At 58.1% G+C, this 14,527-nt stretch carries 12 protein-coding genes; 7 read left to right on the forward strand and 5 right to left on the reverse strand.

Going from position 1 to position 14,527, the window contains the following annotated elements; all coding sequences use genetic code 11:
- Positions 1 to 288 precede the first annotated feature (288 nt).
- The 5 genes from VGM18_00225 (at position 289) to VGM18_00245 (ending at position 4,485) form a co-directional block, all read left to right on the forward strand.
- Complete coding sequence (locus VGM18_00225) at positions 289 to 1,476, forward strand: hypothetical protein (GenBank protein ID HEY3971393.1); 1,188 nt, start codon at positions 289 to 291, stop codon at positions 1,474 to 1,476.
- A gap of 51 nt (positions 1,477 to 1,527) precedes the next feature.
- Positions 1,528 to 3,099 carry a multicopper oxidase domain-containing protein gene (locus VGM18_00230; GenBank protein ID HEY3971394.1) on the forward strand — a complete coding sequence of 524 codons (1,572 nt, stop codon included), beginning with the start codon at positions 1,528 to 1,530 and terminating at the stop codon, positions 3,097 to 3,099.
- Positions 3,100 to 3,265: 166 nt separating this feature from the next.
- Complete coding sequence (locus tag VGM18_00235) at positions 3,266 to 3,682, forward strand: hypothetical protein (protein ID HEY3971395.1); 417 nt, start codon at positions 3,266 to 3,268, stop codon at positions 3,680 to 3,682.
- A 357-nt stretch (positions 3,683 to 4,039) separates the two neighbouring features.
- Positions 4,040 to 4,276: a hypothetical protein gene (locus tag VGM18_00240; protein ID HEY3971396.1), complete on the forward strand. Its 237-nt coding sequence runs from the start codon at positions 4,040 to 4,042 to the stop codon at positions 4,274 to 4,276.
- Entirely contained in the window at positions 4,276 to 4,485 is a 210-nt protein-coding gene (locus VGM18_00245) for a hypothetical protein (protein ID HEY3971397.1), read from the forward strand. The genes VGM18_00240 and VGM18_00245 overlap by 1 nt, the downstream gene beginning before the upstream one ends.
- 36 nt (positions 4,486 to 4,521) lie before the next feature.
- Here the strand turns inward: VGM18_00245 and mtaB are convergent, their stop codons facing one another.
- The 5 genes from mtaB to VGM18_00270 form a co-directional block, all read right to left on the reverse strand.
- The gene (mtaB, locus tag VGM18_00250; protein HEY3971398.1) at positions 4,522 to 6,000 is read right to left on the reverse strand and encodes a tRNA (N(6)-L-threonylcarbamoyladenosine(37)-C(2))-methylthiotransferase MtaB; all 1,479 of its coding nucleotides are present in this window, start codon (positions 5,998 to 6,000) and stop codon (positions 4,522 to 4,524) included.
- A gap of 177 nt (positions 6,001 to 6,177) precedes the next feature.
- The gene (locus tag VGM18_00255) at positions 6,178 to 6,495 is read right to left on the reverse strand and encodes a zinc-ribbon domain containing protein (GenBank protein HEY3971399.1); all 318 of its coding nucleotides are present in this window, start codon (positions 6,493 to 6,495) and stop codon (positions 6,178 to 6,180) included.
- 292 nt (positions 6,496 to 6,787) lie between these two features.
- Positions 6,788 to 6,985, reverse strand: coding sequence for a 30S ribosomal protein S21 (gene rpsU / locus VGM18_00260; GenBank protein HEY3971400.1), 198 nt, complete (start codon positions 6,983 to 6,985; stop codon positions 6,788 to 6,790).
- Between the two features lie 267 nt (positions 6,986 to 7,252).
- Entirely contained in the window at positions 7,253 to 8,566 is a 1,314-nt protein-coding gene (locus VGM18_00265; GenBank protein HEY3971401.1) for a hypothetical protein, read from the reverse strand.
- A gap of 408 nt (positions 8,567 to 8,974) precedes the next feature.
- On the reverse strand, positions 8,975 to 12,175 hold the full coding sequence (locus VGM18_00270) for a TonB-dependent receptor (protein HEY3971402.1): 3,201 nt from the start codon (positions 12,173 to 12,175) through the stop codon (positions 8,975 to 8,977).
- Between the two features lie 469 nt (positions 12,176 to 12,644).
- Here VGM18_00270 and VGM18_00275 point away from each other — a divergent pair, with 469 nt between their 5' ends.
- A complete protein-coding gene (locus VGM18_00275) occupies positions 12,645 to 13,160 on the forward strand; it encodes a gamma carbonic anhydrase family protein (protein ID HEY3971403.1) in 516 nt (171 codons plus the stop codon).
- Between the two features lie 66 nt (positions 13,161 to 13,226).
- Positions 13,227 to 14,501, forward strand: coding sequence for a histidine--tRNA ligase (hisS, locus tag VGM18_00280; GenBank protein ID HEY3971404.1), 1,275 nt, complete (start codon positions 13,227 to 13,229; stop codon positions 14,499 to 14,501).
- Positions 14,502 to 14,527 lie beyond the last annotated feature (26 nt).

The raw sequence follows: 14,527 nt of genomic DNA on the forward strand, positions 1-14,527 counted from the left end.
CATTGTAAGGCGATTTTACCCTGCCACAAACGCCTGGGTAAGACGTAAAGAAGGAACCGCCATGACTAAGGGAACCTCGATCAATATGGTCAAAAAGAGCCCCTTATGAGCGCAGATTTCACGCCTCCATGGTGAAGTGGAATGGACTTACCGCTATTGCGCAATGAGTTGCAATAGAAACGAGACTTTTACAATCGACGGGCTCAATACTACTTGTCCACGTATAGGCCCCATGCTTTACTGAATGGCACTTTAACTGTGGGGATCTGTGGTGAGGAAATCCAGGTTATGAAGAGATTTGCAGCATTGTGGTGGGTCCAGAGGGCGGCAGCAGTCGGTTTTCTCGCTGGTCTTCTTGCGATGAGCGAGCTGGCCACGGCTGGTACCCAGTACGTGGTTGCCAACGATGACGCGGCGTTTCCGTTTCCCACCGGCGTCAGCTTTTACACCGTGGGAACCAATGGTGCGCTGGTCTTTCAGCAGCAGGTGCAGACCGGCTTGTTCGGCATTGGCGGCGGATACTTTGGCATGAATCGCCTCGCCGAGCTGAATACTTCCGATCAGCAGTGCGTCTACGCCTCGGAAGCCGGGAACGACGATATTGTCGGCATTAATGTGAGCACATTGACGGTCGGCGGCAACGCCAGCGGGTCGCCAACCGATGGCGGCACGTCGAATGGCATTGGCCTCGCCATGAACACCAATTATCTTTATGCCAGCTTCAGCGACTCCAACACCATCGGAACCTTCGCCGTGCAGTCGGGCTGCGGCCTCGCCTTCATCGGCGATACTTCGGTGAAAGGTTTACACGCCGGCATCATCAACGGCATGGCGGCGCACGGAACCATGCTGGTCGCGAGCTATACCGACGGCTCCATTGAATCGTTCGACATTTCCGGAGGCACTCCGGTTCCGAATGGCGACGAACAGTCCGCCACTTCATTCGTAACCGCACAGGGCGCAACCTACCCGAATGCAATTGACATCACGAGCAATGGCCACTTCGCGATCTTTGGCGACACCTCGACGGCTTCCAGTGTCGAGGTCTCCGACATTTCGTCCGGCAAGCTGGCCAAGACGACGGTCTACCGGTCTACCACGAGCATCAACTCCAGCAACCTCCTGCTCAGTCCGGACGAAACCATGGTGTACGTCATCAACACACAAGGCGCAACGGTGAGCGCTCTGTTTTTTGACAAGAGTACGGGCAAGTTGACCACCGGTTGCACCTCGCCGCCACTCGGCGGCTTGTCGTCCAATTGGTCGTATCTTGCGGGCACGGCGCTGATCAGCGAGATCGGAAACGGCGGCGGAGTCTACGTCGCTGAATTTTCCACAATTCCAGGAATTGCCACCGTGACCCTGAGCGTATCGAATCGGAAATGCAGCCTCGTTGAAGCACCCGGCTCGCCCGTCTCCGATCCCAATAGCACGGGGTTACTTTCGATTGGCGCATTTCCGCCCCGATCTTTTTAAGATGGTCTCTGGCAGCTTCTTAAGATTTACAACCGGATGAAGGAGTCGGATATGCGCAGGAAGTCGACGTCGAAGTTCTTGCTTGCGATCGCAGTCTGCGGGTTTTCAGTCTTAACCCTCGTGGCGCAAGATTGTCCTGCTCGTCCCGCATCCGGGACCGTAGTGGCCGATCCCTTCAACATCGTCTCGCAAAATGGCGCTCTCAACGCCACTTTCACTATGGGCCACTCGGTCGACAGCGGCGGCTACACCCACTTTTGCTACAAGTACCAGGCTCCGGGTCAAGTCGTCGAAGCTCCCACCTTGCGCGTGAATCCCGGTGATGTGCTGAATCTCGACGTGGTCGATGGAATTAAGAACAGCGGCATCGTCTCGAAGATGAACATGGCGCCGCCCACGGGCCCCGCTTGCGGCGATGGCGGCGCGGCCACCATCAACTCGACCAATGTGCATTTCCATGGCATGAATGTTGCCCCGGTCTGCCATCAGGATGATGTGCTGACCACTCTGATTCAGCCCGGCACACCCGGCTTTCAATACAACGTGCAGATTCCCACGACACAGCCTCCGGGACTCTATTGGTACCATCCGCACGTACATGGCTTCACTGAATTTCAGGTGAACGGCGGCGCCGCGGGAGCGCTGATCGTCGGGGGAATGGAGAAGGTTCGCCCCGAAGTCGCGGGCCTGACCGAGCGCGTCTTCGTAGTTCGCCAACAGTATCTCGTTCCCTGGATTCCCGGGCCATACCTCTTGACGCTCAATTACCAGACTGCCCCATTTCTGGGCGCGTCCCCGATCATCAACATGAAGCCCGGGGAGAAGCAGTTCTGGCGAGTGGCGAATGCAACCATCCAGGATTTTCTACAATTGCAGATCCAGCAGAACGATGTGCTGCAACCCATGCAGATCATCGCGCTCGACGGTTATCCTCTCGCGCAGACGAGAAACGAAACCACAATTCTGATCCCTCCGGCGGGTCGCGCCGAGTTCATCGTCACGGCGCCGCCGTCGGGACAGAGCGCAGTCTTTTTCACCAATGTGTACGACACGGGCCCAACCGGAAATCTCGACTTGTCGCAAAAATTGGCCAATATTGAGACCAGCAGCAGCGCCGTCGAAGTTTCGCACATGCCGAAGGCGTCGGCTCCGGCTTCGGCGGATGAATCTAAGTTCCTAACTCTGGCGACGCAGCCTGCGACCGTCCAGCGCAAACTCTACTTCTCGGAAGAATTTGGCGGGACCAATGGCCCCATCCAGTTTTACATCACCGTCGATGGCCAAAAGCAAAAAGTATTCGAGCCCAACGAAGCGCCGGTAATCACGACAAAAGTTGGGGCGATCGAGGATTGGACGATCGAAAACCGCGCCCTCGAGACTCACGCTTTTCACATTCATCAGATTCACTTCCGCGTGCTCGAGATCGACGGCAAGCCCGCGCCCGATAACGATCTGCGCGACACCATCGAGATTCCTTACTGGGGCGGAAACGGGCCCTACCATAGCGTGAAGGTTCGCATGGATTTCAGCAACCCAGTCACCGCGGGCACCTTCGTGTTTCACTGCCACATTCTGCTGCACGAGGATCTCGGCATGATGCACAAGATCCTGGTCGAGCCTTAACCACTGAAGATTTTGGTAGTTTTATCGTGATGTCCTGAGCGTAGCCGTTCTTCAGGCGGAGCGAAGAGCCTGCCCTGAGCCAAGTCGAAGGGATCTCACTCTAAACTGGCGTGGCGCGCCAGCCAAACTGCATCACGAAACCCAAGTCTCTAACGAGGGAAAAATCATGAGCAAACGAATCCTGTTAATTGCGGGAAGCGTATTTCTATTACTGGGCGGATATCTGGCCGGCCAACGCAACACCACCCCCGATAACACGACAACGTACGCGAAGACACACGGCGAAGTCCCGAAATCCTACGGCCGCCTCGCCGCCGCATTCCCGGATAACATCGGGACAGGATTGGTCTTCGAAGGCACGGACGGAACGATCCGCTTCGTCAGCGTCACTGGCATGAAAGAAGGAGAACTCGCGCGCTACGATCAGACTCCCGTGCAAGGCGGCATTCCCAAATCCTACGGCCACCTGGTCAGCGCCGTCGTGAACCACGGAACCACGGGCCTTGTATTCGAAGATGCGCAAGGCGTAATTCGCTTCGTAACCCTCACGGGGGTGACCGAGAGCGAACTCACGCGCGAATAAAGTCGCAGAGCAGTTACGCAAAACAGTCTGCCACCTCAGGATGTCATTAGGATGTTATTAGGATGTCATTCCGAATCGGCGCAAAGCGCCGGTAAGGAACCTGCTTTTTGATTCGGCTCTCAAGCTGCCAAACGACATCAAAAACCTGCAAAATCGCCAAAAGCCCGAAATCTTGTCAAGCCCCCTAACGCACTCGATTCCCTCCATCCCATTGTTTGCAAAAGAAATATAAAGTTGCCAATTTTTCCGGTTCACCCCACCTAAATCGCTAAAATAGATATATAGACAAAATTTTTCGAGAGGGAACCAAAGGCGCAGCCTCCGGGCTTGCGCTTTTTGTGTTGTGAGGACCGAATCATGGGAAGAAAAGGCAGCGAGCATCGCGGGAAATTTGCCACTTACAAGCAGCGCGGCGAATGGGCGGAGTTGCTCTTTATGAAGCGCTACGCTCTCGATCAGGAGGTCGGTCCCACTATGGGAACCGCGGCTCTAATTATCGGAGCGTTGACCATCATCGTGGTAGGCGGAGTGGTCAGTTGGGCGCATAATACCAGCTCAGTACAGAAAGCAGTGGTGACACAATGGGCGAAGTAGTGAAATTCATTGTTATGGCGGTGGGCAGCGCCGTATTGGTCGGGGGGTTTTTGAGCTTGGTCGTAAGCTCAATAATCAAGTCGAGCCAGACGAAAGGCACCCGCAACGGATATGGCGCATCGCCCGATGCGTCGACGGCCAGAACTGAATCGTACCGCTCGAACCAGGATGGAGAGCGCGAAGTAGCATTCTCTCCTGTGAACTTGTAACTTTTCCCTCTAAATGAAGGGTCAGAAACGAAGTCCTTAACCGATTGTTGGCGATACTGCCTCAGAAGACGTCGGACTTTTATCAAAATCTTTCATCCCGCGCAGGGCGACGCCGATCACCTCTGCTACGCGTGCTTGTACCCAATGATTGCCCTCGTGTCTTCCGCGCAGACGAAGTTTCAAATAATTGTCGGTCAACGATTCGGTAAACTCACCGCCCGCGTCGCTGCCAATCACATTCAACGTGATCGCCTCAACCGACCTGCCGACGAAGCCGCGCATAAACGCCAGCTTCTTTTCCTCTCCTAGCTCCCGCAGAATACGGTTACGCTCGCGAGCGATGTGAACCGGCACTTGGTTCGGCATCGTTGCCGCCGGAGTTCCGGGGCGCGCCGAATAAGTAAATACGTGCAGATAGGTCAATGGAAGTTCTTCGATCAGGCGGCGCGTGGCTTCGAATTCGGCGTCGGTTTCGCCGGGGAACCCGACCATCACGTCGGCGCCGATCGCGGCGGTGGGCATGGCGGCGCGAATTTTTTCAATCTTCTCGCGATAGTGCCACGGGCGGTACTTGCGATGCATGCGGCGCAACACCGCGTCGCTGCCGGACTGCATTGGCACATGCGCGTGCTTGGCAATACGCGGAGACGTCGCCACGAGTTCGATCAGTTCTTCGGTCCAGTCCATCGGTTCGACAGAAGAGATGCGGAGCTTTTCAAGGGCGGTCTCGGAAAGGATAGCGCCAATGAGCGACGTCAGTCGTCGGTCGTCAGTCGTCGGTCGTTGGTGAGAATCGCTGACAGCTGATGGCTGAGAGCTGAGACTTAAATCGCGTCCCCACCTGCCCAGATTGATCCCGCTGACCACGACTTCGCGGTAGCCGTTTTTCACGAGCGTGAAGACTTCCTGGAGGATGCGATCGCTTTCCAGCGAACGGCTCTGGCCGCGAACGTACGGGATCACGCAGAACGAGCAACGATTGTCGCATCCGTCCTGGACTTTCAGGTTGGGCCGCGTGCGCTCATTGGCGGCGTCGAAGACCGGCGCAGCCAGAAGTTCGGTGTGGGCAAAAATGTCGGAGACGAAGATCGGGTTTCCAGCTTCTGGCTCTCGGCTTCCCAGCGCAGTTAGGGCCGTCAGGGGGACGAATGTGCTTGACCCTGCGGCTAGTGGCCGGTCTTTTCGTAACACGATTTCGGCGAGTTCATGTTTGTGGGAGTTGCCAATCACCAGGCCCACTCCGGGCAGTGCGGCGATTTCTTCCGGAGCGCGCTGAGCGTAGCAACCGGTGACCACAATTTGCGCCTCGTGGTTCTGGCGGCGGAGACGTCGGATCGCAGCGCGGGCATCCTGGTCGGCCCCGGCCGTCACGGTACAGGTGTTGAAAATCACGACAGAAGCTTGCGCGGGTGTTGACGCGCGCGACATGCCGCGCTCTTCGAACTGTCGTTCGAGAGCCGCGCCGTCCGCCTGGGTGGCGCGGCAGCCAAAATTTTCTACGTGGTATCCGGGCACATGACTATGTTATCGCAACGGTTTATCGAACAAGCTACAGAACATGACACATCAAGCCCGGCGTCCTGCCAGCAGGGCGGGCAGACGAGGCATCATCAACGACCGCGGGCAGGAGCGCCCCGCGCAGGGACAGAATGAATCAAGGGCCGCAGACGGGGGTCCGCGCCAAACTTCCGATCAAGCCGAGGCGGCGCTTCTTCGCGACATAAAGCACTCGCGACAGAAAACCGGGCGGCCCTGCGTGGGACGGAAAGGGACTGTGGTCTGCTTTCCGCATCCAGAGCAGGTAGCCTGAGTCTCGACCTTGGTGTAGCGATAGCTTTGTCCAGGCGCGGGGGGGGCGCCGAGTACGGAGACCCGCTTGGTTTTGCAAGCCTTGCAACGCTTGGGTTCATTCTTGAATTGCTTGTCGTGAAAGAAAAGCTGTTCCCCGGCAGTGAAAATGAAATCACTCCCACAATCGATACACTTCAGCACCTTGTCCTGAAAATCCATTTGAGGATGGCTCCCTTCAACCCGTTTCGGCGCGCCCACCCGCGGGGAAGGAACTGCGGTGGATTCACCGAAAATACAGGTCTGTGTACTGCTCCCCCTCTTTACTGCCCCTTGGACTCGGCCCGCCACGCGCTCAGGAGAGGCGTGGGTTACAAACTATCGTGCTTTTTATGCCGGAAGAATGATGAGTATAAAGACCCTGTGTTGCTCAAAAGGTGGGGGCCAGATTTGAGCAGAGCCGCCCCGGGAAGGAGCGGCTCTTTGGTTCGTTAACTTCGTTGTTGCTTTCGCGTTAGTCTTGTTCTTTCCGCGTTTTCTTGCGAGCTCGCTTGCGCGCTAAAGCGGCCTTCACACGTTTTTTTTCGCCGGGCTTCAGGTAGAAGGAGTGGCGTTTCACTTCCTTGATAATGTCTTCCTGTTGCACCTTGCGTTTGAAGCGGCGCAGCGCGTTCTCTAAACTTTCACCCTCTTGAAGTCGTACTTCCGCCAAACCGACACACCCCCAAACTCGTCCGGATGGACCGAATAGTTATTACAAGGATTCGACTGCAAGTCAAGGGAAAGTGGTGAAAATTGTGGGACGGGTCGCATAAATGTGGGAATTATGGGTCATTTTGAGACGGATTCATGGTGAAAGATTATCTAGAAAGGCAAATGATCAGGCGCTCCGAATTTGTACGCTTTCGCGCGCAAACCCCGGACGAGGGGCGTCCGGGGGCTCCATAGTCTGGGTTCCAAGTCTGCGATGGTTTGCGGCCTACCGCGGAGCGGAGAATACGTATGCCGCGCCCGGCTCGGAAATACTGACCTGAGGCGCCCCTGCCACGGTCTGGATGCCGCTCATGGAGAGGGCGTCGCCGAGGTCATTGCCGGAGACACCGTCGGAGGCGGCGAACTCGGCGGTTTGCGTCATGTTAGCCCATCCGGTGGATGACTTGACGAAGGTGTAAATCGCGCCGGTGCTGGAATCCCAGCCCGAGGCGCCAGCCGAGATCTCGTTACCGTTGGCACCAACGGCGACGGAGTCTCCAAGGCCGTTGTTGGCGGCGCCGTCAGAGGCGGTGAGCTTGGCGGTCTGAGTCATCGAGGTCCAACCCGACGCCGGCTTGACGAACACATAGACCGCGCCCTGGCCTGCGTTGCTCCCGATGGTGGCTCCAGGCGAGCCGACAGCTATTGTGTCGCCCACGATACTGACTGTCGCGAGCGGATCTCCGTTGGAAGCGCTCAGATCGGCATCCTCGGTCCGCGTTCCAAACCAACCATTTTTCGGGGGCCTGGTGTAGACGAATACCGACTGGAGATACGGGCCGGAGACGACTATCGTATTGCCGCTGATGGCGACCGACGTCCCAAAGTATGTAGGAGGGATGGCGGTGGTCAGCTGCGCCGTCGGTGCAGCCATGTTGGTCCAGCCGCCGGCTGGCTCGACAAAGACATAGGCTACACCGCTGAACGTGCCACGGATCGAGCCCCAAGGCATACCGAGCACAACCGTGTTGCCGCTGATGGCCAATGACGGGGGATGCCCGCCGCCCGAGTAGTCAAGGGGCGTGTTCAACTTGGCGGTTTCGGTCATGTTGGCCCAACCGGAGAGTGGCGCCACATAGATGTAGACTGCGGCGTGTACAGGGTTGCCGTAGCCGGCCTCAACCGCGATCGTACCGCCATTGATGGCCACAGCCAATCCGAGGTCACTGTTGGTTATCCCGTCCGAGGCGGTGAGTTTAGCGGTTTCGGTCACGTTGGCCCATCCGCTGGCGGGCTTGACGAAGACATACGCCGCACCCTCGTAGCCGTTGTCTCCAATTTTGGAGTACGGTGCTCCAACGACGACAGTATTGCCGCTCATGGCGACGGAAAAACCGAAGTAGTCCCCCGGCTGGCCTTCGCTTGCAGTTAGTTTGGCGAGTTGATTTGTGATGCTGAACTGTGCCTCTTCGGGCAGGTCGGCCAGCGTGCCCTGAAATTCGCTCGGGCCGGGTTGCGCGGCTGCTGAGAGCTTCGGAAACGCGAGAAAGCAGGCTAGTCCCAAGATCAGCATGCAAGCGGATAGGGAATGAGTTTTCATTGGCTTCTCCTTCAAAATTCACAAACGCTGATTGATCGGACTTCGGCGCGGCACACCCGCAGCGACACCCGATTGTGCTTTCTATTCCGGAAGACCGCGAGTTCGAAAACTCTTACTGCAACTCAACTTGGTGGGGGCCAGATTGAGTAGAGTCGCTCCGGGTAGGAGCGGCCTTTCCTGCGTCAGTTCTAGATCCTCAAGCTGCCGATGGACGGGTTAGTTATGTCAGGGAATCAGGACCAAGTCAAGAAGAGAAATGTTAATTTTGCATGCACGGGAAGCATAACTTCTGGGCGAGATTGTCCCGCGCCGGCGCAGGCAAAAAGCAGGTTCCTCCACTTCGCCAGCCCTTCTCTTCGAGAAGGTCTGGCTCCTGCCGGAATGACAGATCTTCTAACGTAGCAGGGACTAGAAGATGAGTTTCATCGCCAGTTGCACTTGTCTTGGGGGATAGGCGGCGTTGGGTTTGGTGAAGTTTGTGGGAAGCGTGTAGTAGCCGGGGTAGGACGCGAGGGTTGGCGTCACCGAGCTTTGCACAAATGTAGTGGCGTTCGCGACCAGTCCGTTGGAGGTGATGACTACCCGCTGGTTGTCGCGGTTGAAAAGGTTGAAGGATTCGGCGATCAGGTTGAGTTTGTAGCGCTCGTGCAGGCGCAGGGTGCGGGTCAGACGGAGGTCGGCGGTGGCGTAGTCGGGCCCGGTGAAGCCGTTGCGGCTGTAGCCGGGGAGGCGGTCGTTGAGATCATTGCCATCCTGATTGGGATCGCCGGAGACGGTGGCGCTGAAGGGACGTCCGCTGCCGTAGTTGATGAGGCTGGAGATTTTCCAGTCGTTGAAGATGTGTCCGAGCATTTCGTTGCCGCGATGGAAGGGGTGGGGTTCGGTGGAGAAGGCGACGACGAGGCGATCGCGCTGATCGGTAACGCTGGCCCCGCGCTCGGCGCTGGGATCGTAGGAATTTTGAACGGTGGCGGGTTGTCCGGCGACGAGGGCATCCTGGCCGTCGTCGATGGCGTGGGCGTAGGTGAAGGACAGGCGAAGATAAGTTCCGCGGGCGACGCGGCGATTGATGGAGAGTGTGGCCCCATTGTAATAGCTGGAGGCGGCGCTCTGGAATTCGTTGATGGCGCCGAGTTGGGCGATGGGGCGGCCGAGCGGGTTAATGCACGGTGGGAAGGGACAGGTGAGCGATTTCGTGAACTGCCAGGTGGCAAAAGAGTCGACGGTATAGTAGCTGCCCTGAAAGATGGAACCAGTGGAATCGAAAATGGGATAGGCCACGGGAGTGGGCTGCGGCAGGTTTACATCGAGGGCGCGAATGAGGTGTTCGCCGTGAACGGTGAGCACTGATACGGCGACGGTGGTGTGGTCGGCGACTTCTTTTTCGAGAGTGAGGTTGGCTTGCTGGACGCGCGGCGTAATGAAGTTGGGAGCGAAAGCTGAAACCTCATTCGTTACGGCAGAGGGATCGTTCGCTATTCCTCCAGTCAAGGCCGGAGGCAAAGCACAGTTCGCTGCGAAGAGCGGGCAACTCGCCAGCGGATTGGGATAGCTCGGGAAGACCTGCTGATCGTAATAGTTCGTGTTGTTAAGGAAGACTTGCGAGTCGGTGATGCCGTTTTCCGTTTGAACGACGGAGTTGTAGATCTGGGGGATGCGGACGTAGAAGATGCCGAATCCGGCGCGCAGCACGAGCGGGCGCTTGTTGCCGAAGGAGTAGGCGAGCCCGGCGCGCGGGGCGAAGTTGTAGGGCTGGAAGGGAACTTTGCCCGAGGGCGGGAATAGCGGGTTCGACAGAAGTCCGGCGGTCGAGAAGGTTTGCAGATCCCAGCGCACGCCGACGTTCACGGCCAGATGGTCGGTGACGCGAACCGTATCCTGGGCGAAGGCGGCGTATTCGTTGGTGTTGGGATTCGAAGTGGCGCTGCCGAAGTTTTGCAGATAGTAGTGCGGCACTTCGTGGGCGTAGGCGCGCAAGGGAGTGAGTTCGAGGCCAGCCTCCTGGGGCGCGAAGGTAAAAGGATTGACTTTGATTGGGTAGAAAAGATATTCGCCGCTTTGCTGGCTGGGGAAGAAGTCGTAGATCCAGGTGAGCAGCCCGTCGCCGCCAAACTTCAGCGAATGGCGCGAACCTTCGTGGCTGACGGTTTCGGCAAGGTGCAGTCGATGTTCGCGGGTCTGGCGGGGAAGAAGATTGGAGCGGCCCATCCCGTCAAGGATGGTTGGAATCTTGACGAGTACGTCGCTTGTGTTGGTGAAAGACTGTTGATTATCGCGGGAGAATTGGGCGCGGAGATGGCTGATCCAGCGCGGCGTGAAACTGGAAGTCAGGGAAAGCGATGCGGTCTCGGCGGCGACGGTCTCTTGGCCGTTGTTGCTGATGGAATCGTAGGTAACGGGGCTGGAGGGATCGAGGAATACGTTGTTCGCTCCCCAATACCTGGTGGTGTTCAAGCGCAGCGTCAGTTGCTGACGCGGGTTGAGATTGAGATCGAGCTTGATATAACTCGTGTTGCCGATTTGGGCCGCGGGATATTCTCCGGCGAGCGAGGTCAGTTGCGCGGCGGAGGCGAAGACCAGGGCCTGGTCGGTGGATTCGTAGTCGCCCGGCGTGAACGGTCCGGTGCCGGGCTGCGGGATGACTTGCGAACTGCCGTTGAGGAATTCGACGACGTTGGGCGAGTGGATGAGGTGCTGATCGAATCCTGCGAAGAAGAAAATCTTGTTGCGCTTGAGCGGACCGCCGACGGTGCCTCCGAACTGCTGCTGGCGGTTGTGCGGCTTGAAGGCGAGCAAAGGATCGGCCGCGCCGAAGGAACTGTCGCGGAGATAATAGAAAGACGTGCCGTGCAGGTGATTGGAGCCGGACTTGGTGACGACATTTATGACCGCGCCGCCGGAACGGCCCTGCTCAGCGCCGTAGGAATTGGTGGAGACGCGGAACTCCTGCACGACTTCGGTGGAGAACTGGTAGGGCGCGCGATAGCGTCCGCGCGCCTGCGCGAAAAAGGCGTTGTTGTAGTCGCCTCCGTCGACCAGAGTTGTGTTCTGGAATCCGCGGATGCCGCCGAAGGCGAGATCGCCATTGGTGGAAGAAGTCAGGCTGCGGGGATCTTGCGTGACGCCGGGGGAGAATAATGCGAGATCGGAGAAGCGGCGGCCGTTGAGCGGGACGTCATTGAGGGCGCGTTCATCGAGCAGCGTAGACACGGCGCTGGGCTGGGTTTCGACCAGAGCGGGTGCGCCGGAGACGGTGATTTTTTCCTGTGCTCCGGCGATGGTCAGGTGAAATTCAAGAACGGCTGCGGCGCCGACATCGACATGCAACTGCGGCGTTACTTGCGGTGACATGCCTTGCGCAACCACGCGGGCGGAGTAATCGCCTGGAGGCAGCAGGTCGAGAGCGAATGCGCCTTCGGCGTTGGTGGTCGCGGTGTAGCGTGCGCCGGTCGCCGCGCTGACGACGACAATGGACGCCTGCGCGATGTGCGCGCCGGAGGAATCGACGACGGTGCCGCGGATGGCTCCGGTGGCGGAGTCCTGGGCGCAGGCGGAGATTGCCACAAACAGAAAGATTAGTGCCGGAGAAACAATCCGCGTCCAGGACATGAGTTCGCCTCTGCGTGCGAGTAAAGCTCGGAGAGGCGATCCGACTGGCGTTAACCGGACGCGAGGCGGAAAAGGCCGCGGAAAGGGCTTCCGGATGTCACCTAGGAATGCCACCCGGAAACCATTCTCCGCGGAATTGGAGAAACCTAGGTCTGTATAGCACGGGGAATGCGAAAACGGTGCGATCGGCGGCAGACTTTTTTAAGATCGGTTCCGGAATGGGAAATAATGGCTTCTTCAACGTCGAGGAGGCGGAGCACGCATAGGATTTCGTAGTGGATCAGTTTGGTTTCTTAAAACGTCTCGTCATCCCGAGCGGAGCCGTTCTTCAGGCGCAGAGAGGGATCTCCCGCTGCTCCGGCCTGCCGCGAAAGCCACACCGCACCACTGCCGAGCGGCTGCAAGACTTACGTCAGACTGAGCTCTCGTGGTATTTTCAAGTTCCTTAGGAAACAGCGTCTATCGAATCATGATCCGCTCTTATAAAGGTGTGCAGCCGACAATTCCGGCCTCCTGTTACGTCGATGACTCGGCGCAGATTATTGGCGACGTTGTACTCGGCGAGCACGCCTCGGTATGGATGAATGCGGTGCTGCGCGGGGATGTGCACGAGATCCGCATTGGGGCATACACCAACGTTCAGGACAACAGCGTGCTGCATGGAATGAAGCAGCAGTGGGGCGTTTATCTGGGCGAGTACGTGACCGTCGGGCATTCGGTGACACTGCATGGGTGTGTGATTGAGGATCGCTGCCTGATCGGCATGGGGTCGATTATTCTGAATGGAGCGCGAATTGGCGCCGGATCGATCATCGCGGCGGGGACGTTGATTCCCGAGAAGACGGTGGTCGAGCCGGGATCGCTGTGGATGGGATCTCCGGGAAAGTTCCGGCGGAAGCTGGAGGCCGCCGATCAGGAAACGATCATGCGCTATGCGCGGAATTATCTTGGGTATAAGGACGAGTATTTGAAGGAAGGTCGTTAGTCGTTGGTCGTTAGTCGTTGGTCGTCAGTCGTCGGCCGTCGGCCGTCGGGTCCGGGAATGGATTAAATGATCAAAGCGGTTCGAGGGACTCGGGATTTGCTGCCGCCGGAGACGGCGCTCTGGAATTTTGTGGAGGCGGCGGTGCGGGATGTATTTCGCGCCTACAACTTCCAGGAAATTCGCACGCCGATTTTCGAGGCGACAGAGTTGTTCGCGCGCGGGGTGGGGGAAGAGACCGATATTGTTTCGAAGGAAATGTTCACCTGGGAGGATCGCGCGCGGGCGGCGAGCGAAAAGGGCCAATCTTTGACCTTGCGCCCCGAGAATACCGCTGGCGTCGTTCGGGCATACATCGAGCACAAGCTTTGGGATCGCGGGCTCAACAAGCTCTATTACATCGGTCCGCAGTTTCGGCGGGAGCGGCCGCAGAAGGGGCGGTATCGGCAGTTTTATCAGATTGGGGCGGAGGTGATTGGGCCGGCTTCGGCGGGGAGCGAGTCTCCGGCGCGGGATGCGGAAGTGCTGGAAATGCTGGCCACGTTGCTCGACCGACTGGGAATCACGAATTGGAATCTCGAGTTGAACTCCGTCGGAACGCCGGAGGATCGCGCGAAATTTAATGAGGCGCTGCGGGCGGCGCTGGCTCCGGTGAAAGACCGGATGTGCGCGGATTGCCAGCGGCGGGCGGTGACCAATCCGCTGCGCGTGTTTGACTGCAAGGTGCCGGAGGATCAGCCGATCATCGAGACGCTGCCGCGTATCAGTCAGTTTCTCGGCGAAGATTCGCGCAAGCACTTCGAGGCCGTGCAGGAAATTCTGAAGGCGGTTGGGGTCGAGTTTCATATAAACGACCGGTTGGTGCGCGGGCTCGACTACTACACGCGCACGGCATTCGAGTTCACACACGGAGCGCTGGGGGCGCAGAATGCGATCCTCGGCGGCGGACGTTACGACGGGCTGTCAGAGGCGCTGGGCGGGCCGGCGGCTCCTGGGATTGGGTTTGCGATTGGCGAAGACCGGCTGGTGATGTCGTTGAAGGAAACGGCTGAGGGTGTGCTCCGCAAGCCGGATGTTTACGTGGCCGCAATGGCTGGCATGAACGGCGAGGCAGCGCGACTGGCGCGGGAGTTGCGGCGGCATGATCTGGTCGTCGAGTTGGGAGATGACTCATTTCGCCTAAAGAAATCGTTCGAGGCTGCGACTAAAGCAGGGGCGAAGTACATTCTGATTGTGGGTGAGAATGAAGTGAAGGCCGACGCCTTTGCGCTGAAGAATCTGGCTACCGGGGAGCAGGTGCAGGTAGCGCGCGGGGAGTTGGCGCGGAACATTCGAGGGGCGTAGTAGTTACTGAATGCTGATTATTGATT

The organism is Candidatus Sulfotelmatobacter sp. (genome assembly GCA_036500765.1).
GTDB lineage: Bacteria > Acidobacteriota > Terriglobia > Terriglobales > Acidobacteriaceae > Sulfotelmatobacter.